The following is a 24,453-nucleotide window of genomic DNA, read 5'->3' on the forward strand; positions in this document are numbered from 1 at the left end:
GAAATATAAACCTGGCAAGTATATAAAATCTAAAAATGCAATTTCAAAATTTCATAACAACAATCAATCACTATGAAAAAATTATTACTGTTACTTATCTTAATAGTAGGTAATTCCATTTTTGCACAAGTAGGGATTGGCACGGATATGCCAAGCCCTTCTACACAATTGGAAATAAAATCCTCAAATAGAGGTATTTTAATACCTCAGGTGCCTCTTAATGGTACTACTGATCAAAATACCATTAACGCAGGAAACATAGAAAGTTTATTGGTCTACAACACCAATACCAATGCTACCTTGAGTCCTGGATATTACTATTGGCACCAAGGTGTTTGGAATAGACTGACAACGGAGAGTGATCTGCCAGAACATATTGTGTTGTGGGATCTTGTAAACAATCAGTTTACTTTTATAGATCAAAATGGAGACATCCAAGCCATTGATCCGACAGATTTTCAAACATTAACTTCCCTTAGACTCAATCCAGATGGGCATACCTTGGACTATGTGGACGAAAATGGAGATAATACTAGTATTGATCTTCAAACGGTTATCAAAAATTTTGAAACACTGACTAGCATAGTGGCAAACAGTGATGGCTCATTCACCTTTACGGATGAAGCTGGAGTTACTACTATTGTTGATATTGGAGATCTTGAAACGCTAACATCTATCGCTCTTAATCCAGATAACGTCAACATTGATTATACAGATGAAGACGGCATCATCACTCAATTGGATCTCACACAGATCGTTAAGAACTTGGAGACATTGACATCCATTGTTGAGAACAACGATGGCACCTTCACTTTCACGGATGAGGTTGGAGTAGCGACCATTATAGATATGGGCAATCTTGAAACGCTGACTGCAATTGCTCTTAATCCAGATAATGTCAATATTGATTATACGGCTGAAAACGGGGTGGTCACCCAATTGGACCTGACCCAGATCGTCAAGAATTTGGAGACCCTCACAACGATTGTTGAAAACAACGACGGTACGATTACCTTCACGGATGAGGCCGGAGTTGCAACTACAATAAATGTGAGTAATCTTGAAACCTTGACTACAATCGCACTCAATCTGGACAACGTGAATATCGATTATACAGATGAAAACGGCGTGGTCACCCAATTGGACTTGACCCAGATCGTCAAGAATTTGGAGACCCTCACAACGATTGTTGAAAATAACGATGGTACGTTCACCTTTACGGATGAGGCCGGAGTTGCGACCATTGTAGATATAAGCAATCTTGAAACCTTGACAACAATCGCACTCAATCCTGACAATGTGAACATTGATTATACGGATGAAGAGGGTGTAGTCACCCAATTGGACCTGACCCAGATCGTCAAGAATTTGGAGACCCTCACAACGATTGTTGAAAACAACGACGGTACGATTACCTTCACCGATGAGGCCGGAGTTGCAACTACAATAAATGTGAGTAATCTTGAAACCTTGACTACGATCGCACTCAATCTGGACAACGTGAATATCGATTACACAGATGAAAACGGCGTGGTCACCCAATTGGACTTGACCCAAATCGTCAAGAATTTGGAAACCCTCACAACGATTGTTGAAAATAACGATGGTACGTTCACCTTTACGGATGAGGCCGGAGTTGCGACCATTGTAGATATAAGCAATCTCGAGACCTTGACAACAATCGCACTCAATCCAGACAATGTGAACATTGATTATACGGATGAAGAGGGTGTAGTCACTCAATTGGACCTGACCCAGATCGTCAAGAATTTGGAGACCCTCACAACGATTGTTGAAAACAACGACGGTACGATTACCTTCACCGATGAGGCCGGAGTTGCAACTACAATAAATGTGAGTAATCTTGAAACCTTGACTACGATCTCACTCAATCTGGACAACGTGAATATCGATTACACTGATGAAAACGGCGTGGTCACCCAATTGGACTTGACCCAGATCGTCAAGAATTTGGAGACACTTACAACAATTGTTGAAAATAACGATGGTACGTTCACCTTTACGGATGAGGCCGGAGTTGCGACCATTGTAGATATAAGCAATCTCGAGACCTTGACAACAATCGCACTCAATCCTGACAATGTGAACATTGATTATACGGATGAAGAGGGTGTAGTCACTCAATTGGACCTGACCCAGATCGTCAAGAATTTGGAGACCCTCACAACGATTGTCGAAAATAACGATGGTACGTTCACATTTACCGATGAAGCTGGTAATGCTACAATTATAAATATAAGAAACCTTGAAACCATCACTACCCTTGTTGATAATGGTGACGGTACAATGACCTATACCGATGAAAACAATATTGAAACCGTAATTAATTTAGCTAATGGCCCAAAAGGTGACGATGGGGATTCTGCATATCAAGTTTGGTTGGGTCAGGGAAACACTGGAACCGAATTGGATTTTATTGCTTCTTTAAAAGGCGAACAAGGCATTCAAGGTGAGACAGGTCCAGCTGGTGCAGATGGGCAAGATGGTGCCCCAGGCCCACAAGGTCCAGCAGGTGCTGATGGCGTTGACGGACAGGATGGTTTACAAGGTCCACAAGGTATCCAGGGAGAAACTGGTCCACAAGGTGAGGTTGGTCCAGCAGGTCCCCAAGGCGAAAAGGGAGATAAAGGCGATGACGGAGCGGTAGGTCCTCAAGGCCCACAGGGAATTCCTGGCAATGACGGTGTTGACGGACAGGATGGGGCACCGGGAGCAGCAGGTCCTATAGGTCCACAAGGTGTTCAAGGAGAGGCCGGTCCAGCAGGACCTCAAGGTCCAGCAGGTCCCCAAGGCGAAAAGGGAGATAAAGGCGATGACGGAGCGGTAGGTCCTCAGGGCCCACAGGGAATTCCTGGCAATGACGGTGTTGACGGACAGGATGGGGCACCGGGAGCAGCAGGTCCTATAGGTCCGCAGGGCGAACAAGGTCCACAAGGACCCCAGGGTCCACAAGGTCCAGCAGGTGCTGATGGCGTTGACGGACAGGATGGTTTGCAGGGTCCACAAGGTATCCAGGGAGAAACTGGTCCACAAGGTGAGGTTGGCCCAGCAGGTCCCCAAGGCGAAAAGGGAGATAAAGGCGAAGACGGCGCGGTAGGTCCTCAGGGCCCACAGGGAATTCCTGGCAATGACGGTGTTGACGGACAGGATGGAGCACCGGGAGCACCAGGTCCTATAGGTCCACAAGGTGTTCAAGGAGAGGCCGGTCCAGCAGGTGCTGATGGAGCAGATGGAGCCGACGGAAATACTCCGGTTATCGGAGCCGGTGGAAATTGGGAAATCGGCGGTGTTGATACCGGAATTGCGGCACAGGGTCCAGCAGGTAATGATGGCGTAGATGGAAATACTCCTTTGATTGGCGCGAACGGTAACTGGGAGATTGATGGAGTTGATACAGGAGTCTCGGCACAAGGAATTGCTGGTGATAAAGGTGATGACGGTGTTGGTATTGCTTCGATTACCGAAAATGGAGATGGAGTTTTTACGATTACTTATACAGATAACACAACTTATATTTCTCCTAATTTAACAGGTCCAAAAGGCGATACCGGTGATGCAGGCGCGTCTGTCACTGTCACTGATAATGGTGACGATACTGTAACAATTAGTGATGGTTCAAATAGTGTCATTATATCTAAGGGTGTTGATGGTGCGGATGGCGATACACCGACGATCGGAACCAATGGAAATTGGGAAATTGGAGGGGTAGACACAGGACTCGCGGCACAGGGACCAGCAGGACCTCAGGGACCAGCCGGTGCTGATGGTGCTCAGGGACCACAAGGTGAGCCGGGCCCAATAGGACCACAGGGTCTACAAGGAGAGAAAGGAGATCAGGGTGATGTTGGTCCACAAGGTATTCAAGGAGAGACCGGTCCGGCAGGACCTCAAGGACCTCAAGGACCAGCAGGAGCCGATGGTACTGATGGTGCCGATGGAGCCCAAGGACCACAAGGTTTACAGGGCCCAATAGGACCACAGGGTCTACAAGGAGAGAAAGGCGATCAGGGTGATGTTGGTCCACAGGGTATTCAAGGAGAGACCGGTCCAGCAGGACCTCAAGGACTTCAAGGACCAGCAGGAGCCGATGGTGCTGATGGTGCTGATGGTGCCGATGGTGCTCAGGGACCACAAGGTGAGCAGGGCCCAATAGGACCACAGGGTCTACAAGGAGAGAAAGGAGATCAGGGAGATGTTGGTCCACAAGGTATTCAAGGAGAGACCGGTCCAGCAGGACCTCAAGGACTTCAAGGACTTCAAGGACCAGCAGGAGCCGATGGTGCTGATGGTGCTGATGGTGCTGATGGTGCCGATGGTGCTCAGGGACCACAAGGTGAGCAGGGCCCAATAGGACCACAGGGTCTACAAGGAGAGAAAGGCGATCAGGGAGATGTTGGTCCACAAGGTATTCAAGGAGAGACCGGTCCGGCAGGACCTCAAGGACCTCAAGGACTTCAAGGACCAGCAGGAGTCGATGGTGCTGATGGTGCTGATGGTGCTGATGGTGCTGATGGTGCCGATGGTGCTCAGGGACCACAAGGTGAGCAGGGCCCAATAGGACCACAGGGTCTACAAGGAGAGAAAGGAGATCAGGGTGATGTTGGTCCACAAGGTATTCAAGGAGAGACCGGTCCAGCAGGACCTCAAGGACTTCAAGGACCAGCAGGAGCCGATGGTGCTGATGGTGCTGATGGTGCCGATGGAGTCCAAGGACCACAAGGTGAACCGGGCCCAATAGGACCACAGGGTCTACAAGGAGAAAAAGGAGATCAGGGAGATGTTGGTCCACAAGGTATTCAAGGAGAGACCGGTCCGGCAGGACCTCAAGGACTTCAAGGACCAGCAGGAGCCGATGGTGCTGATGGTGCCGATGGTGCCGATGGTGCTCAGGGACCACAAGGTGAGCAGGGCCCAATAGGACCACAGGGTCTACAAGGAGAGAAAGGAGATCAGGGAGATGTTGGTCCACAAGGTATTCAAGGAGAGACCGGTCCAGCAGGACCTCAAGGACTTCAAGGACCAGCAGGAGCCGATGGTGCCGATGGTGCTGATGGTGCTGATGGTGCTGATGGTGCCGATGGTGCCCAGGGACCACAAGGTTTACAGGGCCCTATAGGACCACGGGGTCTACAAGGAGAGAAAGGAGATCAGGGGGATGTTGGTCCACAGGGTATTCAAGGAGTAGCCGGTCCAGCAGGACCTCAAGGACCAGCAGGAGCAGATGGTGCAGACGGTGCAGATGGAGCCCAGGGACCAATCGGACCTGCAGGGCCAAGAGGAGCTCAAGGAGTAGCAGGCCCAACTGGACCTGTAGGTCCTCAAGGACCGCATGGGGTTGTTGATCCTAAAGATTTGACAGCGGGTGACACATCCATTACAGTCACAAATGGTACGGGTGCGACCCTTGTAGATGCCAATATAAGAGTTACGAATGCTGGAATCACAACCACAAAATTAGCGAATGGGGCAGTAACAGCTATAAAAGTTAATGCAGATGTTGCGGGTCTTGGCCTGGTGAAGAACACAAGTACAAATGCTTTGGATGTTCGTGCCAATAACGGTTTAAACGTTGATTCTGCAGCAGATGCCATTCAATTAGGAGGGAGCTTAATCAGGCCAACAACAATCAATACTGGTGCTACCAATACTTTGGCAGTTACTGGACTGCAAACCGGCAATTATACAGATAACATTGTTGTTGTAGATAGAACATCTGGCGTTTTAAAGCAGTTAAAAGCTGCGATGCCTACGTTCTTCTATATGCCTTCTGTTGTTGTTTATACTGCGGCAGATCAAGTGCCGTCAGGGGAAACTTTTGGAACAATTGATCTATATGCCAAATATCAGGCTCAGTTCGGTTCTCCAGCTACGGTAAATCCTGGAGCTACGACTAGTTTACCAGTACTGCCAGCAAATGAGTTGGATTACTTTGTCACTTGGTTTGATGAGAGTGTTTTTGAAAATGTAGCGGTGACCAATGCTGGAATCCTAACCTATTCAATCAAATCTAACGCAGATGTTACAATGGCTTCCTTTATGAACATAGTATTCTCTGTAAAACCTTAAATAATTATGTGCTTTAAAACATATTCTTTCATATTGAGCATAGGATTAGCAATGCTTGTAACCTCTACCAGGTTGCAAGCACAATGCTACACCAATGAAGTAGTGACGGCCTCATTTGCAACTGGTGGTTCAAGTCCTTATATCGATGATGTGTTGTGGTTAACCTGGGGATCTAATAATCAAACTACCCATCCTCATGGAAGACATGGTCGAACATTGGCTGTCGGAGCAAAATCCTTTGCTTCAATTGAGCTTGGTAATAACCAATGGCTCTGTATTGAAGCAGAAATCACTGCCATTACCGGGGGCGTCATAAGATCTTATGCGCCCGGAAATTACAGTGGTGATTATCTTGATGATCTTTATAATATTGGCGGGGTCGGGTCTAATAACCAATTGGTATCGGGAATTATCAACTCAACTAGTGGTCAGAATAATACAATAACCATTGTGTGTAAAGCTACTATAGACGGTGTACCAATCCGGCTTGCAGGATTGGTGGTTGCCGATGCAGAGTCCTTATCAAGTACCGAACATATTCATACCACAGCCGATGGGGAATGGACCTTAGTGGAGGTAAATAAAAATTTAAATCGGGGGCCTTATAGGGTTCGAAAAGATATTGTGAATGAAGGGGGAGTTCCCACTTCCAAGAGAACCATGAAGTTTCTCCAAGGAAATGACAGAGAAACCGTGGCAGTGTCGTTTTTAAAATTCAATGAATCTGCCTATCGAAAAACAGGGAGCAATCCTGATCTTTCTGTGACCATTGATGCCACTATAAAAGGAAGTGGATTAACAGCCATAGCATTAGGTCTACTGCCTCCTGATGTGGATGGTGGCGATGCACCATTGACTTATGGCTATCCAATGCATCTGATTCAAAGATTGAACTTCAGTACGGATAATATTCCAAATCAAAGCGGTCCTTTTTTTGATGCTACAAATATAAATGTTCCTGAATATCAGCCTGGGGGCTTAATTCCAAATACAGAATTAAGTCATTTGGGAAGCACGGCTCCAGATACAGAAAGGGCCCCATTGTATTCAAGTAATGCTTTAGGCGATAATAATCACGGACCTGCAGGAATTCTTGAAGAGGATGCATGGCCGGAGGAATATAAAATATTTTCTCATAAAGTCTATCTTCCAAATTCTTTAATTACGGCAACCATCCCCTATAGAAGTAATGATGATGGTTATATTTCAGGATGGATTGATTTTGATTTGAGCGGCACTTTTGATCCGAGCGAGAAAATTGAGGTGTTCGCTCCTTCAACTGGAGGAGGTATGGGAAGTGTAGTCATGGAATGGATCGTGCCACCTTCACGTGTAGCATATAGTACTTTTGTAAGACTTAGGCTTTCTGAAATTCCTAATATCTCACCTACGGAAACTGTAAATACAGGAGAAGTGGAAGACCATAAGATGGTTATATTGATTCCTGCAGTTACCAATCCTATGATACATAGTAAAGGAAAATTTAAAAATTAATGATGAAAAAATCTTTATTCCATATAAGTGCTTTTCTGCTCCTTGCTAACAATATGATGGCACAGACCAGCAACCAAGGTGTGTTATACGTCAGTGAAGCTACCCAATTCTCAACGGTTGAACGTTTTGACAATCTGGCAACGGGTTCGTTCTTCAATGATGGAGATACTTTTATTTATGACCACTTTAATAACGATGGCATTGTGGATTTCCATCTGAACACGGGGCTTACCCGATTTATAGGAAATTCCGACCAGGTGCTCAGCGGTTCAAAAATCAGCTACCTATATAATGTCTATTTCAATAACTCTAGCCACGCCGCTCCATTCCAATTATTGGGTAACTTACATATCAGTGGGGAATCCGATTTTTATGATGGTATTGTGGACAATGATAATTTTGGTGGTGAAATAACATTCAACACCAATGCTTACCACATCAATACATCGGATCATAGTCATGTGGATGGACCTGTGAACAAAGTGGGCGAGGGAGAATTCACCTTCCCAATAGGTGACGGTGGGTATTATCGGTTTGCAGGGATTTCTGACCCTGAAAATAATGGCGCTTTTTTTGAAGGCAAATATTTCCTTGAGAATTCAAATGCGCTTTATCCACATTCACTTAAGGCTGGTGTGATAAAAGAAATTGACAACCGGGAATACTGGACCATAGAAAAAAATAGTAGCGGTACGGATAACGGCCTGATCGCTCTTTCTTGGAGAGATGTGACCACACCTGCTTCAATGATTGCTGGTGCGGTACAAGGTGACCTGACCATAGTCCGTTGGAACGCCGCAATGAACATGTGGGTAGACGAAGGAGGTGCCATCGATCTCGATAATCAAACAGTTACCACAGCAGTCAACGGTTATGGTGTCTTTACTTTTGCACGTGTTAAATCGGATCTTATTTTGCCATGCAATATTGTTGTCTATAATTCTGTAACACCCAATAACGATGGCAAAAACGATTATTTCCTGATCGATCAATCCAATAATATAGATTGTGCCAAGAACTTAAAGGTCATGGTATTCAATCGTTGGGGGGTCAAGGTCTTTGAGACCAATAATTATGGAGTCAACGGCAATGTTTTTGATGGCCACTCTTCGGGACGATTGACCTTGAAAAATTCTGAAAAATTACCTTTTGGCACCTACTTTTATATTCTTGAATATCAGTATGGTGATCAGGCAGAGCATAATTTTCATAAACAAGCTGGATATTTATACTTAAGTGCTGAATAATCTGAATCGAATTCTTATGACTATTAAAAAATCAAATTTTCTTGTGCTCTTGCTGTTCGGAAGTCTGCTGTTCATGGTCCCTTCCGCCCAAGCACAGCAAGATTCCCAGTACACGCAATACATGTACAATACCATAAGTGTCAACCCGGCCTATGCAGGCTCACGTAGCTCTTTAAGTATTCTTGGGATTTATAGAAATCAATGGGTAGGTTTGGATGGCGCTCCAAAAACACTCAATTTCTCAATGCATTCACCTATAGGTGTTAAAGGCGTTGGATTGGGGCTCGGATTTACTAGTGATCAGATTGGACCTTCCTCAGAAAGTATTGTTACCGCTGATTTCTCCTACACCATTAACATGGCAAACGATATAAAACTGTCGTTTGGCATGAAGGCTGGCGTATCGATATGGGATTTGGATCCAAATAAGTTAAATATTTATGATCCCAACGATTATAATCTGAGACAGCAAAATAACAGTTCGCCCGTAGTTGGCACCGGTCTTTATCTGCACACCGAAAAGTGGTATGTGGGCCTGTCATCGCCAAATATGTTGAAAACCGATCATTATGATGATGTCCAAGTATCCACCGCAACAGAAAAGACGCATGTCTATCTGATTGGGGGCTATGTGTTTGACATTAATTCGAATTTGAAATTAAAACCGGCGGTTTTGGCCAAAGCGGTTGTGGGAGCGCCATTGGCCTTAGATATTTCAGCCAATGCGCTATTATACGATAGTGTAACGTTTGGTCTTGCTTATCGATTGGATGCCGCGGTTAGTGTATTGGCGGGGTTCCAAATTTCAGATCATCTCATGATTGGTTATTCCTATGATTACGATACCACTCAACTGGGGAATTACAATAGTGGATCCCACGAGATATTTTTGCGCTTTGAATTAGGAACCAGAATGAAAGCGAAAGTCAATCCAAGATTCTTTTAATCGTATTTTAAAGAAGATATCATGAAAAATAATTTTACCATATATAGTTTCGTTTTACTTTTCCTTGGCCTGTCAAGTTTGAACTTAGTTTTCGGACAGGAAAAAAAGTTGGAAAAGGCAGCAGAGAATTATGAGCAATTGGATTATGTCAATGCCCAAAAAATTTATTTGGCCGTTGCAGAAAAAGGTCATCAATCCGAAGAACTTTTCACGAAATTGGCCAACAGTTATTATTTTAATGCACAATATGATCAGGCTGTAAAATGGTATGGGCGTTTGTTTGAGCTCAACCCTGAGCCTGAGAATGACATTGTTTATCTTCGCTATTCCCAAGCCTTGAAAGCTACCGGGAATGATAAATCTTCAGATGTTTATGATGCTTTCGCAGCCAAAAGTGGCCTGAAGAGCGGGAGAAGCGCAAGGAACTATGCGGATCTCATTCAGCAGAACTCTGGAAGATATGAGGTGGAACCCATTTCAAAACTTTACGATGAAAATGTCATCTCCTTTGGTTATTTCAAATCGGGGAATGCCCTTTATTACGCTTCAACCAGTGACAGTAAAACCTTTTTGAACAAAAGAAGTGCTTGGGACGGGCTTAGCTTTTTATCATTGTATAGTATCGAACTGGATTCTTTGAACCAGGCGCTTGGTAATTCAGTAAAGCTCACTGGTAACCTCAACAGTAGGTTCCATGAGTCTTCACCTGTATTTACAGCAGATAACAATACGATGTATTTTACCCGAAGCAATATCACAGCAAAAAACAGAAAGGATGATCAAAAATTAAAGATCTATAGATCGAAAAAAATCAACAATAAATGGCAAGAAGCGGAAGAACTGTCCATCAACAGCGACCATTTTTCTACCGCCCATCCGGCATTGAGTCCAAATGGGACTAAACTTTATTTTTCATCGGACCGACCTGGGGGCTATGGAGAATCAGACCTCTATGTGTCCATTATCAACACCGATGGGAGTATAGGGGAGCCTGTCAATTTGGGACCTGAAATCAATACCAGAGGTAAGGAGACTTTTCCTTTTGTTTCTGCCGACCATGAGCTTTACTTCTCATCTGACGGCCATTTTGGATTGGGCGGGTTAGATGTTTTCTATATAAAAATTGAAGAAGACGGATTTGGCAATCTGCTGAACGTTGGCGCTCCCATTAATACCTATGCCGATGACTTTGCCTTTGGGATCGACCAGTCCACGCACAGGGGCTTTATAAGCTCTAACCGTTCTGATACGGAAGGTACGTTTGTTTACGATAATATTTATACGTTTTTGGAAACAACACCTATTATTGATGTCTATTTTGCCCAGATTCAGGGCTTGGTAACCGACAAACAGACCGGACTGCCAATTGAAGGCGCCAATATCGTATTGACCGATTCCAACAACAAAATCCATAAGCAGGTTCGCACCAATGCAGAAGGCTTTTATACGGTCGAGACTGATAAGTTTGAAACCTATTTTGTAAAAGCAACAAAAGAAAGATATGATTCCGATGAGTTTCTGTCCAAGGCAAACTTGGAGCATCAGCGCATCGATTTCCAATTGCAAACCAACGAAGTTCCGTTGGTCACTGGAACCGACCTTGCCAAGGTGTTGAACATTCCAATCATCTATTTTGATTTTGATAAATCGAATATTAGACAAGACGCCCAAGTAGAATTGGAGAAGGTTTTGGCTGTACTTGATCAGTACCCTAACATACGATTGGAGATCCGTTCACATACTGACAGTAGAGGAAATGATGCCTATAATAAAGGACTTTCCCAACGTCGTGCGACCTCAACTTTAAAATATTTGGTCGAAAATGGCATCCCGGAATCGCGATTACAGGCGGTCGGATTCGGAGAAAGCAGATTGGTGAACAATTGTAGCAATGGTGTCCCATGTTCCGCTGAAGAGCATCAAAAAAATAGACGTTCAGAATTTATTATTATTGATTAGAAAGGGTAATTAAACACTAAATAAAATTTTTGGAAAACGTCTTAAGAAACCGAAGCCTTGTCTTCGGTTTTTTTTTAGTGAAACCCAAAACGCAGAAGCGGAGCGCATTGGGTTTTGTTGGTTGAACTAATCCCGCTTTTGGGCGGGATCCAAACCCAAAACGCAAAAGCGAAGCGCATTGGGTTTTGCTGGTTGAACTAATTCTTACCTTATCCTAGCATATTTATTTTTGTGTTAGATTCGGTTTTGCATAAAACCCTATATTAGCATATAAACCAATTTACCTTGAGTACTGTAAGAGTTTTTATTTCCGAGAATTTTAAGGAACTGCTCCAGTTTATAAAAAGTATTAGTTTTTCAAAAGCCATCCGAGTGGGCATTGCGGTTACTTTACCTGTACTCATAGGCATAGAGCTTGGATATCTTGAAATTGGATTGGCGCTCAGTTTTGGTGCCTTCTGGAGTTCGCCCAGCGATGTTATTGGCAGCTTCCGTCATAAAAAGTTTGGCATTCTAATGTCGGCGACATTGGTTATGATTGTCAGTTTCATAAAGGGCTATCTACATTTTGAACTGTGGCTGTTACTTCCGGTTTTGGGATTGATCACTTTTGCCATCGCTTTAATTTCGGTATATGGTTTTCGTGCTTCGCTTATCAGTTTTTCGGGTCTTATGGCCTTTGTATTGAGTTTTTCACTCGAATCCGAACTGGAAATTTATCAGTATGCTTTGTTGTTAGGGACGGGCGGACTTTGGTATTTGCTCCTGTCCAAGCTTTGGTATCGCATTAACCCAAAGGCAGAAACCGAGGAGTTTTTGTCCGAAACTTATTTGCTTACCGCAGAATTTATAGAAACACGAGGGAAATTGATAGACCCAAATGAGGACCACGAAAAATTACAATCTCAATTACTTAAACTGCAAAGCGATCTAACGACAAATCATGAAACCCTCAGGGAGATTTTAATACTTTCAAGAAAGGCGTCCGGTTGGTCCAATTATCAGAATAAACGCTTGTTGATTTTTGCCCAATTGATAGAAATGTTGGAAACGGCCATTGCAAATCCGGTGAACTATGATCGGATGGATGCGCTTTTTAACGCACATCCTCAATACGTCAAAAGATTTCAGGATTTGATTTTTGAGATGTCTTCTCAATTGCGGATGATTTATGAAGCCGGAAATGACTATAGAAAATTGCCAAAGAACGCAACAATGATTCAATGTTTTGAAAAGGCAAGACAGGAGGTGGCTTTGCTTCGTGAAACCGAGTATTATGAGGAATATCTTATGCTTCAAAATCTGCTTGAATATCAAGAAAAACAGTCTGATAAACTTAAAAGAATAAAAAGGCTTTTAGGGGACCATAATATTGCCGAAGCCGATTTTATAGATAGGAAAAAGGCCCAACGCTTTATTGCACCCCAAGATTATGATCCTATGCTGTACTTTAGGAGCTTTAGTTTTAAGTCTACCATTTTCAGACATTCGGTGCGGTTGGCGGTTACAGTGATGATTGGTTATGCACTGGGTTCGATCTTTGCCTTTCAGAATCCATACTCTATCTTGTTGATCATTATCGTCATCATGCGTCCCAGCTACGGACTCACAAGAAACCGAGCGAAGGATCGTATGATCGGTACACTTATTGGCGGGGCCATAGCATTTGGTGTGGTTTTTCTGATTCAGGATCCTTATGTGTACGGCATTATGGGCGTTATTTCTTTGGTAATTGCAATTTCCTTGGTGCAAAAAAACTATAAGGCTTCGGCGACTTTTATTACGTTGAGTGTGGTCTTTATTTATGCCATTCTTATTCCTGATGTCCTAGACTTGATAAAATTCCGCATCTTGGACACGCTTGTTGGAGCGGGACTATCATATGCAGCAATGCTGTGGCTTTGGCCTGCTTGGGAATTTGTTGAAATGAAGGAAAGTATCCAAAAAAGTGTGAGCGCCAACAAGGATTTTCTCAATAAAATTACTGAATATTATCAACTCAAAGGAAACATTCCAACTTCTTACAATATTGCGAGAAAACAGGCATTCTTGGAAACCTCCAATCTAAGTTCGGCATTTCAGCGCATGACACAGGAGCCTAAGTCGAAACAAAGGGAAATGGATAAAGTTTATGAACTTGTCGTCTTGAACCATAATTTTTTAGCCTCATTGGCTTCCTTAAGTACCTACATAAAGAACTACGACACTACAGAGGCCTCCGAACGTTTTATAACTGCAACAAAAAGGATAGAGCTTAACCTGGAGCGTGTCGTACAATGCCTAAAGGATAAAACATGCCAAGGGACGGCAGCGTTGCCTGAAAATGAACTTCTTTTTGGGGAACAGTTGCCCAATCTCAATTCTTTAGAAATTAGTAATTTGGGATCACAGAATAAAGAAACTGTACGAGGACTTCAGGAGGCCCATCTGGTTTGGGAACAATTGGAATGGTTGCATTCTATTAGCTGTAAAATGCTCAGATTGGCTGAATCCATGGAGCTGGATTAATAGCAGGTGGAATTTAGTTCTATTAATTTACAATTTAATGAATACTTGTGTTGGTGCACTTAAAATCAAGTTGTAGTGGTGTGCGAATAATGATTTTCGAACTACTTTTGCTGGTATCGGTATTAAACTGTTATTTTTGAAATAGTAACACCTTGCAAATGGCCAAAATCTTACAATCAAAAATCAATCTGAATCTATTCCTATTGCTATTCTGTATGGCATTTTCACAAGTGGTTTTTGCTCAAGAAAAAAAACCGAAAGTGGCGTTGGTTTTAAGTGGAGGAGGGGCAAAGGGGATTGCGCATATCCGCACGCTTCAAGTATTGGATTCCTTGAATATTGTTCCAGACTTAATAGTCGGCAACAGTATGGGGAGTATTGTAGGTGGACTTTATGCCATGGGATATTCAGGCGATAGTATTGCAAGTCTTACAAAAAACGCGAATTGGGAAAGGTTATTGGGTGGAAGAGTGTCGCTTAATAAAGTTGGTGCAGAAGAAAAAAGTGAGTACAATAGGTATTTAATAGAATTGGATTTTAAAAACGGCAATATTAATACGGGCCTCTATCTTCTCAATGATCAAAATTTGAGAGAGTTTATTGCTTTCCTTGCTGTTCCAAGTTATGAGATAGAGCAGTTTGACGATTTGCCCATACCTTTTAGGGCGGTTGCAACAGATATTATAAATGGGGAGGAGGTGATCTTAGAACAAGGTTCTCTTGCCATGGCGATGCGTGCCAGTATGTCAATTCCAGGAGTCTTTTCACCAGTTCGACACGAGAATACGCTTTTGGTAGATGGTGGATTGCTGAATAATTTCCCTGCAGATATTGCTAAGAATTTAGGTGCAGACATCATCATTGGGAGTGATGTAGGAGACGATCCCAAAACGATTGAGAGCTTAAACAGTATTAGTGCCTTACTATTTCAAGGGACTATGATGAATAGTAATAAAAAGCGGCCAGCAAACCGCGAACTTTGTGATATACTCATTGATCATGCTCCTTATTTAACACATTCCACATCAGACTTTTTCAAGGCAAATGCTATTTATGAAGAGGGTAAAATGGCTACCAACCAACAAATTGATGCTTTGGTTGCTTTATCAAATAGATTGAAAAAATTTAAGCAGCGGAAACATGAACTCCCTGTTACTCGCACTGAATTCGTGTTTGATACTATTGTCTATCAGGACATTAGTCAATCAAACTTGGCACTTGTAAAAGCCAGAACGGCGATGCAGCCTAATGAAGAATATACGATCCAAGATATTGAAGACGGCTTAGGTAGGGCCATGGGAACTACAATTTTTAAAGACATTGAGTTCACACGTTTAAGAGATGATGGTCAATTTGGCCTTATTTTAAAAGGTGTTGAAAAATCAAAGCATCAAATCAAAGGTTCGTTGCACTTTGACGGTTATCGTGGAGCAGGACTGATTGCGAATTATACCGGTAGAAATATTATAGGTCAGGCCTCACGGTCCCTAATTACTTTAGACTTTGCTAAGCAACCAAAAGCAAGATTACAATACCAGAAAAATTTTGGTGGAGATAGGGACTGGTGGTGGCGAACCGAAGTTTTTGGTCAAATTCTTGAGCAAAAAATATTTCTTGAAGGAAAAAATGTCGATGAGGTTAAATTAAATTATCTTGAATTTGACAATCAAGTCAATAGAAACTTAAGTTCATTAAAAAGCTATGCTGGCTTTGGTGTCAAACGTGAATCCACTCAATTGAAACCTACCATCGATCCAGAAGTTAAAAATAATATATTAAATCTAAAAAAGTATAGGTTCTCAACTTATGAGGTGTATGCTCATTTTAAATATAGCAATTTGAACGATGTATTATACCCTACAAAAGGTAGTCAGATTCAAGCTGTTTTATCAAGGGCGTTGTCTAATGATATCCAAGTGAGTTATATAGATCCTAATGTCGTGAAGGTTGATGTGCCAAGTAACAACTACACAAAATTGAGTTTCGGATTTCAAGAAAGAGTTTCCTTTAAACCAACTTTAATTGGAATTTTAAGTCTGAACTCTGGTTTTCTGTTTGAAGATCGTACCCAAGACGACGATTTTCTCTTTTCTACTTTTGGTTATGGTGCAAAGTATTTTTTAGGCGGAAATATTATCGATCCAAGGAGTGACAATTATACATTTTCTGGTTTAACGGAAAATGAATTGGCCGTCAGTCAATTTTTAAAGTTGGGTCTTGGACTTCAAATAAAGTCAGTTCGTAACGTGTATTTTATTCCCCATATTGAAATGGCTTCTGTAGGTTATGGAAACTTTGAAGATTATATAACCAATGTCTTTTCAGCTAAAGGAAGGTGGGAAAATCATGAAGATCCAAGCTTTCTGGCTTCTGTTGGAGCCATGGTTTCTTACAAGTCACTTCTTGGGCCTGTAAATTTTGACGTCTCATGGGTCAATAGTACCAATAACGTTAGATTTTTTATTGGCATAGGTTTTCCTCTAAATCGTTCTAATTGATAAGACCGTTGTAACCTTCCTACAAAAGGAATTGATCACTAATCAGTATCAATTATAATATTAAATTTCTAAAAGTTAATAGGTCATCAGTTTTATCACAGGGGTCGCAAAAGGTTGTACAAAGGTTGCAATACTTTAATCTCACTAGTGGATTTTGATATCCGTGGCTTACCTTGATCGAAAAAGAAATTTCCTATTTATACCTCGTGAACTTTCCCTCACGTGCTGGTCGGATGGGCCCTGAGCTTGTTGATTCTATTCGCTTTTTCAAACCTTACGTTGCGGTTAAGTTTTTGTATTGAAATTGTACACTTAAATGAAAATGAGTTACTAATCCAAACAGGACGAGATTAGTGTCCAATCTATCGACTTAAAAATAAAAGTTTTCAATTGGAATAGGATTAGACCTAAAACTCCGTTTCCTGGCCCACCAACTTCCAACCTGCACGGGTAACTTCCAGTTTCATGATCAGGCTGGTCACCAAATTTTCCAACAAGTTTTCCTGATTGCCGATAGTTGCTACCTCAACCTGAATAATGATCTCTTCAGGATTTGTTTCTATAATATCTCTGTTGATCGAACGCAGAAGTAATTGATCATTCGTTTCAATATGACTTAAAACCCAAAACCGGACGTTTGATTCAATATTTAAAGAACACTGAATGGAGACCTGATAATAGGTTTCTTTAACTTTGGTTTTACGATATGCTGAAAGTTTTGATAATCGAACACTTATAGGCCTGAGAATCAAATGGGACAAAACGACGGCGGTGGTAGTCACTATTGCTCCTGCAAAAAAGCCCATCCCGGCTAATGTTCCAACCGCTGCAGAGCACCAAATAGTTGCTGCGGTGTTTAGACCTCTCACTCCAAACCCATCTTTCATTATAACGCCAGCACCTATAAAACCAATGCCTGTGACTATCTGGGCCGTAACTCTTCCTGGATCTCCTCCCGAAAGACTATGAAGATCTAAAGACAACAGCACATATGATGCCGCACCGATGGCTACCAATGTATTGGTTCTTAATCCGGCATCTTTTTGCTGCCACTGTCGTTCAAATCCGATAATTCCACCTAACAAAAATGCAGCTCCAATGCGAAAAATGTATTCGGTTATCTCCACAGATCCGTTCATATAATTATTTATTTATTGTTCAAAACCGTTGTCATAAAAGGAATATGACGATGTCATCCATTTTATTTCTAAACACGAAAACCCGGATACAAACATAATCATAAGGTATCATAACTCAAATATCAACTCAACGACTTTTTAGCAAAAAATGAAATAATGATTCCTGGTACGGACAGTGCAATGGCGAGATAAATTAAACTCAATGGAGAGTAAATACCGAGCAATAGACCTGCAGCAGAAGATGCAATCATAATGGAAAGGTTAAATACGGAAGATTGAACGGAGGTGGCCACGTCTTTTGCCGTTTCTACCTGTCTGCTCACTGCTGCCTGTAACAGAGTAACCAATGGTCCAAAGGAAACTCCCCACAAAAAGAAAGCAAAATGCCCCATGCCAGTTGTTCTCCCGAACATTAGAAAAATAACCATAGAGATGATCAGCAAGGCAAACATGGCTATGGTTAGCAATCTTAAATGCTTATCGGTATATTTTATGGCCAACAGTACAGAAATCAAAGAGCCTATACCAAAAAACAATAAGGCACTTTCAACTCCTCCTGCCAACTGAATTTCATCAACCAGACTTGTGATATACACATAAACGCCATAGTGCGCTATAACCCCAAGTAGGGTAAGCAGTAGAACAATTAATACTTCTGGTATTTTTAATAGTGCGAAAGGCGATGAGCTTTTGGTCAATTTTTCTCCTGGAATGGAAGGCAATGCAAAAAAACTGATTAACGCAATTACAATAATAAAGCCTCCAAGTCCAATAAATTCGGTTCGCCAGCCATAATCATTTCCTATGGAGGTCATGATGGGCATGCCCACACTGATACCCAAGGTTGTTCCTGCCATAATTACGGCGATGGCTTTTCCGTGGTCTTTTTCATCTACCAAACGCATGCCGTACGCAGCAATCATTGGCCACATGACACCTGCACAAATTCCACCAATTACTCTAAGGATAATAATAATCGTATAATCGTGAACAAGTCCTGCAATAATATTGGAAATGGCGAATCCACCAAGCAAAATCATCAACAGATATTTACGGTTGACTTGCATGGTTAAAGATATGAGAGGAATCGCAAATATTGCCGATGCGATGGCATAATAACCCACTAGATTTCCTGTTTGTACCTCGCTGATATTCAAATCGGCCATCATCAGTGGGAGGACGCCTGAAGGCATCAACTCGGACAGTATTCCTACGAAGGTCACTGACGACATCAAGATCATGATCAGCCACGGAAAAGCATTTTTGGCCTGTTCTGTAATATGTTGTTTACTCATGTTTTTAATTTAGATGTTATGAAAGTTGCCGAAGCTTTTTATATATTCTGTATCATATCGGTTTTTAACTTTGATGATAAGGCGTCGTGACAACTATTTAACCGCAAAGGACAACGCTAAGCGTTCTACGAAGGTCGCAATGTTTATGTAATTATTATTTAAAATTTTGCGTTTCTTGCGCATTTTCTTTACGATCTCTTTGCGGTTAATTATGATCAGAATACACTTGTATGCAACTAAACTTTTAGTAATCTGACTCTTATGTTTATTTAATTACTTAAAACAAATCTAAAAGCTCAACGGAACATCATAAGCCATCTCTTTACGACGGAATAAGAAATCACCATTTCTTACCGATGCTAATACATCTACTCTTTTGCGAATCGCTTCATAAACGGTTGATTCATTAAGAACGATAAAGTTAGCAGCTTTACCTACTTCTAAACCGTAACTGTCATGAATGTTTAAACAACGGGCACCATTGTAGGTGATCAAATCAAAAACTGTCTCAATCTCTTTTGGAGACATCGTTTGCGCCAAGTGGATGCCATTGTCCAAAATATTCATCATATTCCCATTTCCCATGGGGTACCATGGATCGTTGATGGAATCTTGGGCGAACGCCACATTAATTCCAGATTCGATAAATTCTTTCACTCTTGTCAATCCTCTACGCTTTGGGTAAGTATCCTGACGTCCTTGTAAATAGGCATTTTCAGTAGGACATGAAATGAAGTTCATCTTACTCTTTTGGAATAAATCCATCATCCTAAAGGCATAGGAATTATCAGCTGAACCAAACGAACAGGTGTGACTCGCTGTGGTTCTGGTACCATAATCCTCCATAAGGACCAGCGCATTTAATAATTCCACAAAGCGCGAATGGGTATCATCAGTTTCATCACAATGCACATCAATCATCTTGTCGTATTTTAAAGCAAGACGGACGATATCGTGCACGGATTTTTCTCCGAATTCTCGTGCGGGTTCGTAATGTGGAATTCCTCCCACAACATCAGCTCCCATTTTCAGCGCTTCTTCCACTAATTCAAGTCCGCCCTTATACATGTACATACCTTGCTGTGGGAAAGAAACAATCTGAATATCAACGATGTCCTTCAGCTCTTCCTTCATTTCTAACATCGCTTTTAGTGCTGTAAAGTTTGGATCTGTAACGTCAATATGGGTACGGATATGTTGTACACCTTGGGAAACTTCATCTTTAATTCCTTTCATCGCCAATCTCTTTACACTTTCTACAGTGAGCGTTTCCTTGAATTTAGGCCATAGTTCAATGGCTTCAAAGAGGGTACCTGAACCAGCTCCCGCTTGTCCAAGTTCAGATAAGGTATAGACATAATCTAAATGCAAATGCGGATCTACGTAAGGTGGTAGAACAAGTTTGCCGCCGAGGTCGATTTCTTCTTCACATTTAGGTAAATTAGTCCCGATCTGGGTAATTTTCCCGTGTTCAACTATCATTTCTGTCGCTACATCGTTGCGATATATCTTTGCATTAAAGAATTTTTTTTTCATTGTAAATCTGAATTTAATTAATATTAGTTATAAAAATTGCTGTGTCTACTATAGCCACAAATCGGAGACTGGCTCCGAAATGGAGAGGCTTTGACAACTTTTTTAAGATAAGGCTTTATTTCCTTGCTTGAGCTGACATTGGTCATAGAGGAGCAACTCTTAACAAAATTTTACCTATTAATAGTCGGTAACTGGCAAAATCAGTTGATGGGATTAAGTAAGCGGAATAGTTCAAGAGTAATCATACCTGATCAATAATGGAATTGCTTATCAAAGCCTTGGTTTCGTCACTTCCTGAATGGCATAAAAAAACAGCTTGGGTAATTCCAAGCTGTTTTTGCACTTACAAATTTTAATACGATCCTATTATTTAAAGGATAAAATAAGGAACAAGAAGGGATGCCGTTGTTAGACCGAGGTGCCTTCAGAGTTTTAAAACAAGTGTATCAATTTGTATCAAAACATTTATAGGGACCTTTGAACCCGTCAATTATTATTCTTGCAGGAAGATCGCTTTTGAAGAAGGTTCTGTAAATGTTGTTTATAGCAACTATGTCTGCGATGTTTTTAAGTTGAATATTTATGTTGCCGGCATCGTCCAAATCATGGTCGATACTTTCTGTAATTGCCTTAATGCTGTTTAATTTTACAGGTCCATGAACGATCAGGATTCAAAGAAACCAATCAATCCCAATTGTCCATTTCCAATTTGTTCCAGGTTCGGTTATTGATAAAATCGTCTTTGTTAGGGTCATATTTATAGTTGTCTGAGCCTACATATTCTCCGTGTGTGTTAATCCAATAATGGTCATTGGTGGGGTCTATCTTATAACGTTCGCCTGTGTTTGGGTCTTTCACGTTGGTTTTTCCGAGAATATAATCACTGATGCGTTCTTGGCGCTGTGCATTTGCATCTTGGCTTGCTTCCCATTGTTTGTGGTTCCGTTCCCGTGATGCCAAATTTGCCTCATATTGTCTTTGGCGTGCTTCCCTTCCTCTTAGGAATGCCGCTTCTCTTTGTGCGTGGGCCTCGTTGCTTTTTCGGATGGTGTATTCCGTTTGTTGGTTCATAGTACTAATCCACTGTGGGTTGATTTGCCTATTTATCAATCCGTTGAGGTAATCTGTTTTTGCTTCTTCAAAATAAGCCGAGGGAGCGCCAATGGCACTTCCCGCATATCCCCAATAGATATGATCAGAAGTCTGTTCAACGTAATGATGCAAAACGGTGAGCCACTTTGTGCCGTCCGGATCTATCCATTCAATACCTAATGCTTTAATCTGTTTTGGGTTTTGGTCTACCTTAAATAGCAAGGCATCAAAATTTTTGTAAAAATCCGCTATTTGATTCAAGGGATAGGTTTTGGTAATTTTTCTGTTGATGGAATTGCCATAGTGCACAAATATTTGGTCTATGACCTGTTCAATACTTAGCGGATATTGCACTTGCATTCCGGTTGCCTGATATAGCTGAAGCGTAGTTGGGTCATTTGAATAGACATAGTTCATTCCCTTTTCTCCATACACTTTTATGCCGTTTGGGCCGGTATAGGCAAATTCGCCATTGGTGTGTTGTTGCCATGTTTCCGGGAATGGCAGCCGCTCTACTACCATGCCGTTGCGAGTGTCTTTCACATAAAAATATTGGAGTCTTTTTTTTAAATTTTCCATCTGGTTGGACTCTTCTTGGTTTTCAATGCCATTTGTTGCTGTAATTGATTTGTTTGTCGCTATACCGTTATTCGCTTTTGAAGAGGAAAGACAGAAATGGAAGATTATAGCAAATATGAAAATGACAATTAGTTTAAAATTCTTCATCCTTTTAGTTTTTTATAAGTTTCAGCGTTTTTGAAACTCCTTTTGAAGACACTTTTACAAAATAAATTCCTGCGGAAGTATTTATTTCCTGCTCAATGGTTTTGATTGAAGCGTATTTATTTGAAGAAATTTGCTGCCCGAGCATATTGTGAATTTGCAAGTTTACATCTGAATAATCCTTTCCAAGATCAATAGTGAAATGACCGCTTGAAGGATTTGGATACATTGCAAGATTGCTCAAGGTATTGTCTTCGGTCCCCAAAACGATGTTGGTTATTTTTAGAGTAACGTTGGTAGGATTACAGATGACATCAAAAGTATAATCGTGATTGTCGTAATGGGCGGTAACGGTAGCGGGAAGGTTGCAAGTGGTAATGCTGTTTGCGGTAAGAATTACAAATTCGTCATTCTGATTTGCTTCATAGTTTAGTGAAACAAGAATATCCCCGTCCAGACTGGCAGTGCCGTTTACATCAAAAACGTCGTATTCGGTTCCAGCTGTAGGTCCAGATATTTCAGTGGCCAAGATTGCGTTTGCAGAAGAGCTATAGTTGCCCGCATAGATCAAGGTTCCAAGCATGCCTCCAGGAGAAATGGTGCCATCATAAACTAAATTGTTTTGGATGGCCACAGCTCCGTTGCCTGTCAACATGCCGTCACCTTCAAAAGTTCCAAAACCAAATTTTAAAAGTCCTGTTTCGGCTATAATTTTTCCGGGTGCCGAATTTGTTACGTTGGCATCAATGAAAAAGTTACCTGTACTAGGTTCCTTTTTTATTGTTCCTGAATTATTCAGAGTTACAAATCCATCTTGTCCTGAAATTGCCCCGTCAGATAGTATGTTTATAACACCTGACGCAGTATTGGTTAAGGTTGGACTTCCGTAACCAAAATAGTAGGTGCTAGTAGAATTAATATTTATTGAACCTTCATTCTTTAGAGTAGAATTTCCTCTAATAGACCCAGACCCATCTAAATTCAATACTCCTTTATTTGTGAGTGTTCCTTCCCCTTTAAATTCACCTGATATCCAATTAAAATCTCCAGAACCATTAAAGTTTAAAGTTGCCTCTGTACTCGGTGCTACAAGGAGTTTTCCAGCCCAGTTTATAGGTCCGTCTAATTGCCCAGATAGGGTTCCGTTCAAAGTGAAAGTATGATTAAAATTTAAAACTGCATCATTGGCAACATTGTAAGTGCCGTCAGTAAGTACAGTAGCAGGGTTGTATAAGGTTAAAGATCCATTTTCTACGGATACAGTACCGTTATTGTTTTGTAAGGGTATTTCAATTCGATACGCGCCTGAGCCATGGGCTCTTTTTATAAGTCCAGAATTAATGATAGTCATTTCTCCCGATTGTTGATATAGACCACCATCTTCTGCGTTTAAATTTATAATGCCAGAGGCCGTATTGTTTAAGGTAGGAGTTCCGTAGCCCGCATAAATAGTTCCGCTTTGATTTAAATTTATAACCCCGTTATTGATAATGGTCAAGGAACCTCTTACCGATCTTAAGTGAGTAAAAACAATGGTTCCATTATTTGTCAAAGTACCGCTACCAATCAATTCGGTATAAGTCATGTCTAAACTTGCATCAGCGTCTATGGAAGAGGCATCTGAAAAAGTAATGTTGCTCGCTGTTGCTTGGGCATTTCCTTGAAGTGCGAATGATTTAATATTGGCGCCATCAATTATAATATTGCTTCCGGTAGGAATGATAACATCATTGGTAGAACCCGGAATACCAGAAGGATTCCAGTTTTCGGCAACATTAAAGCTACCACCCAAAGGTCCTATCCAAGTTTTGGTCTGTGCTGAAATAGTCAAGCAAAAAATGCTCAATACCGAAAAAAATAATAGTCTTTTCATAATATTTGGTTTTACGTTAATGGAATATATTTTGAAACTCTCAGCAACATTGCTGT

Annotated in this window: 12 protein-coding genes; 7 read left to right on the forward strand and 5 right to left on the reverse strand. The window is 41.5% G+C overall.

From position 1 onward, the window contains the following. Positions 1 to 72: 72 nt before the first annotated feature. The 7 genes from G6N06_RS10560 (at position 73) to G6N06_RS10590 (ending at position 16,739) form a co-directional block, all read left to right on the forward strand. On the forward strand, positions 73 to 6,087 hold the full coding sequence (locus G6N06_RS10560; protein WP_163516647.1) for a phage tail-like protein: 6,015 nt from the start codon (positions 73 to 75) through the stop codon (positions 6,085 to 6,087). A 33-nt stretch (positions 6,088 to 6,120) separates the two neighbouring features. Then, positions 6,121 to 7,581, forward strand: a complete 1,461-nt coding sequence (locus G6N06_RS10565; protein WP_163516649.1) for a CshA/CshB family fibrillar adhesin-related protein — start codon at positions 6,121 to 6,123, stop codon at positions 7,579 to 7,581. Further along, positions 7,581 to 8,828, forward strand: coding sequence for a T9SS type B sorting domain-containing protein (locus G6N06_RS10570; RefSeq protein WP_163516651.1), 1,248 nt, complete (start codon positions 7,581 to 7,583; stop codon positions 8,826 to 8,828). Before G6N06_RS10565 ends, G6N06_RS10570 begins: the two co-directional genes overlap by 1 nt. Positions 8,829 to 8,844: 16 nt before the next feature. Then, positions 8,845 to 9,774 (forward strand): PorP/SprF family type IX secretion system membrane protein, encoded by a 930-nt coding sequence (locus G6N06_RS10575; protein ID WP_163516653.1) that lies wholly within the window; start codon positions 8,845 to 8,847, stop codon positions 9,772 to 9,774. A 21-nt stretch (positions 9,775 to 9,795) separates the two neighbouring features. After that, positions 9,796 to 11,733 (forward strand): OmpA family protein, encoded by a 1,938-nt coding sequence (locus G6N06_RS10580; protein WP_163516654.1) that lies wholly within the window; start codon positions 9,796 to 9,798, stop codon positions 11,731 to 11,733. Positions 11,734 to 12,018: 285 nt separating this feature from the next. Continuing rightward, positions 12,019 to 14,241 (forward strand): FUSC family protein, encoded by a 2,223-nt coding sequence (locus tag G6N06_RS10585; protein WP_163516656.1) that lies wholly within the window; start codon positions 12,019 to 12,021, stop codon positions 14,239 to 14,241. Between the two features lie 158 nt (positions 14,242 to 14,399). Continuing rightward, a complete protein-coding gene (locus G6N06_RS10590) occupies positions 14,400 to 16,739 on the forward strand; it encodes a patatin-like phospholipase family protein (RefSeq protein WP_240338038.1) in 2,340 nt (779 codons plus the stop codon). Positions 16,740 to 17,146: 407 nt separating this feature from the next. On the opposite strand, the gene G6N06_RS10595 is transcribed toward G6N06_RS10590, so the two are convergent. The 5 genes from G6N06_RS10595 to G6N06_RS10615 all read right to left on the reverse strand — a co-directional run bounded on the left by G6N06_RS10595 (position 17,147) and on the right by G6N06_RS10615 (position 24,397). Continuing rightward, complete coding sequence (locus tag G6N06_RS10595) at positions 17,147 to 17,878, reverse strand: MgtC/SapB family protein (protein WP_163516658.1); 732 nt, start codon at positions 17,876 to 17,878, stop codon at positions 17,147 to 17,149. A gap of 122 nt (positions 17,879 to 18,000) precedes the next feature. After that, a complete protein-coding gene (locus tag G6N06_RS10600; RefSeq protein WP_163516660.1) occupies positions 18,001 to 19,173 on the reverse strand; it encodes an MFS transporter in 1,173 nt (390 codons plus the stop codon). Positions 19,174 to 19,461: 288 nt separating this feature from the next. After that, on the reverse strand, positions 19,462 to 20,709 hold the full coding sequence (locus G6N06_RS10605; RefSeq protein WP_163516661.1) for an amidohydrolase family protein: 1,248 nt from the start codon (positions 20,707 to 20,709) through the stop codon (positions 19,462 to 19,464). 684 nt (positions 20,710 to 21,393) lie between these two features. Further along, positions 21,394 to 22,527 carry a hypothetical protein gene (locus G6N06_RS10610; RefSeq protein ID WP_163516664.1) on the reverse strand — a complete coding sequence of 378 codons (1,134 nt, stop codon included), beginning with the start codon at positions 22,525 to 22,527 and terminating at the stop codon, positions 21,394 to 21,396. A gap of 4 nt (positions 22,528 to 22,531) precedes the next feature. Next, a complete protein-coding gene (locus G6N06_RS10615) occupies positions 22,532 to 24,397 on the reverse strand; it encodes a T9SS type A sorting domain-containing protein (RefSeq protein ID WP_163516666.1) in 1,866 nt (621 codons plus the stop codon). Positions 24,398 to 24,453 lie beyond the last annotated feature (56 nt).

It is taken from the genome of Gelidibacter japonicus (assembly GCF_010725055.1).
Lineage (GTDB): Bacteria > Bacteroidota > Bacteroidia > Flavobacteriales > Flavobacteriaceae > Gelidibacter > Gelidibacter japonicus.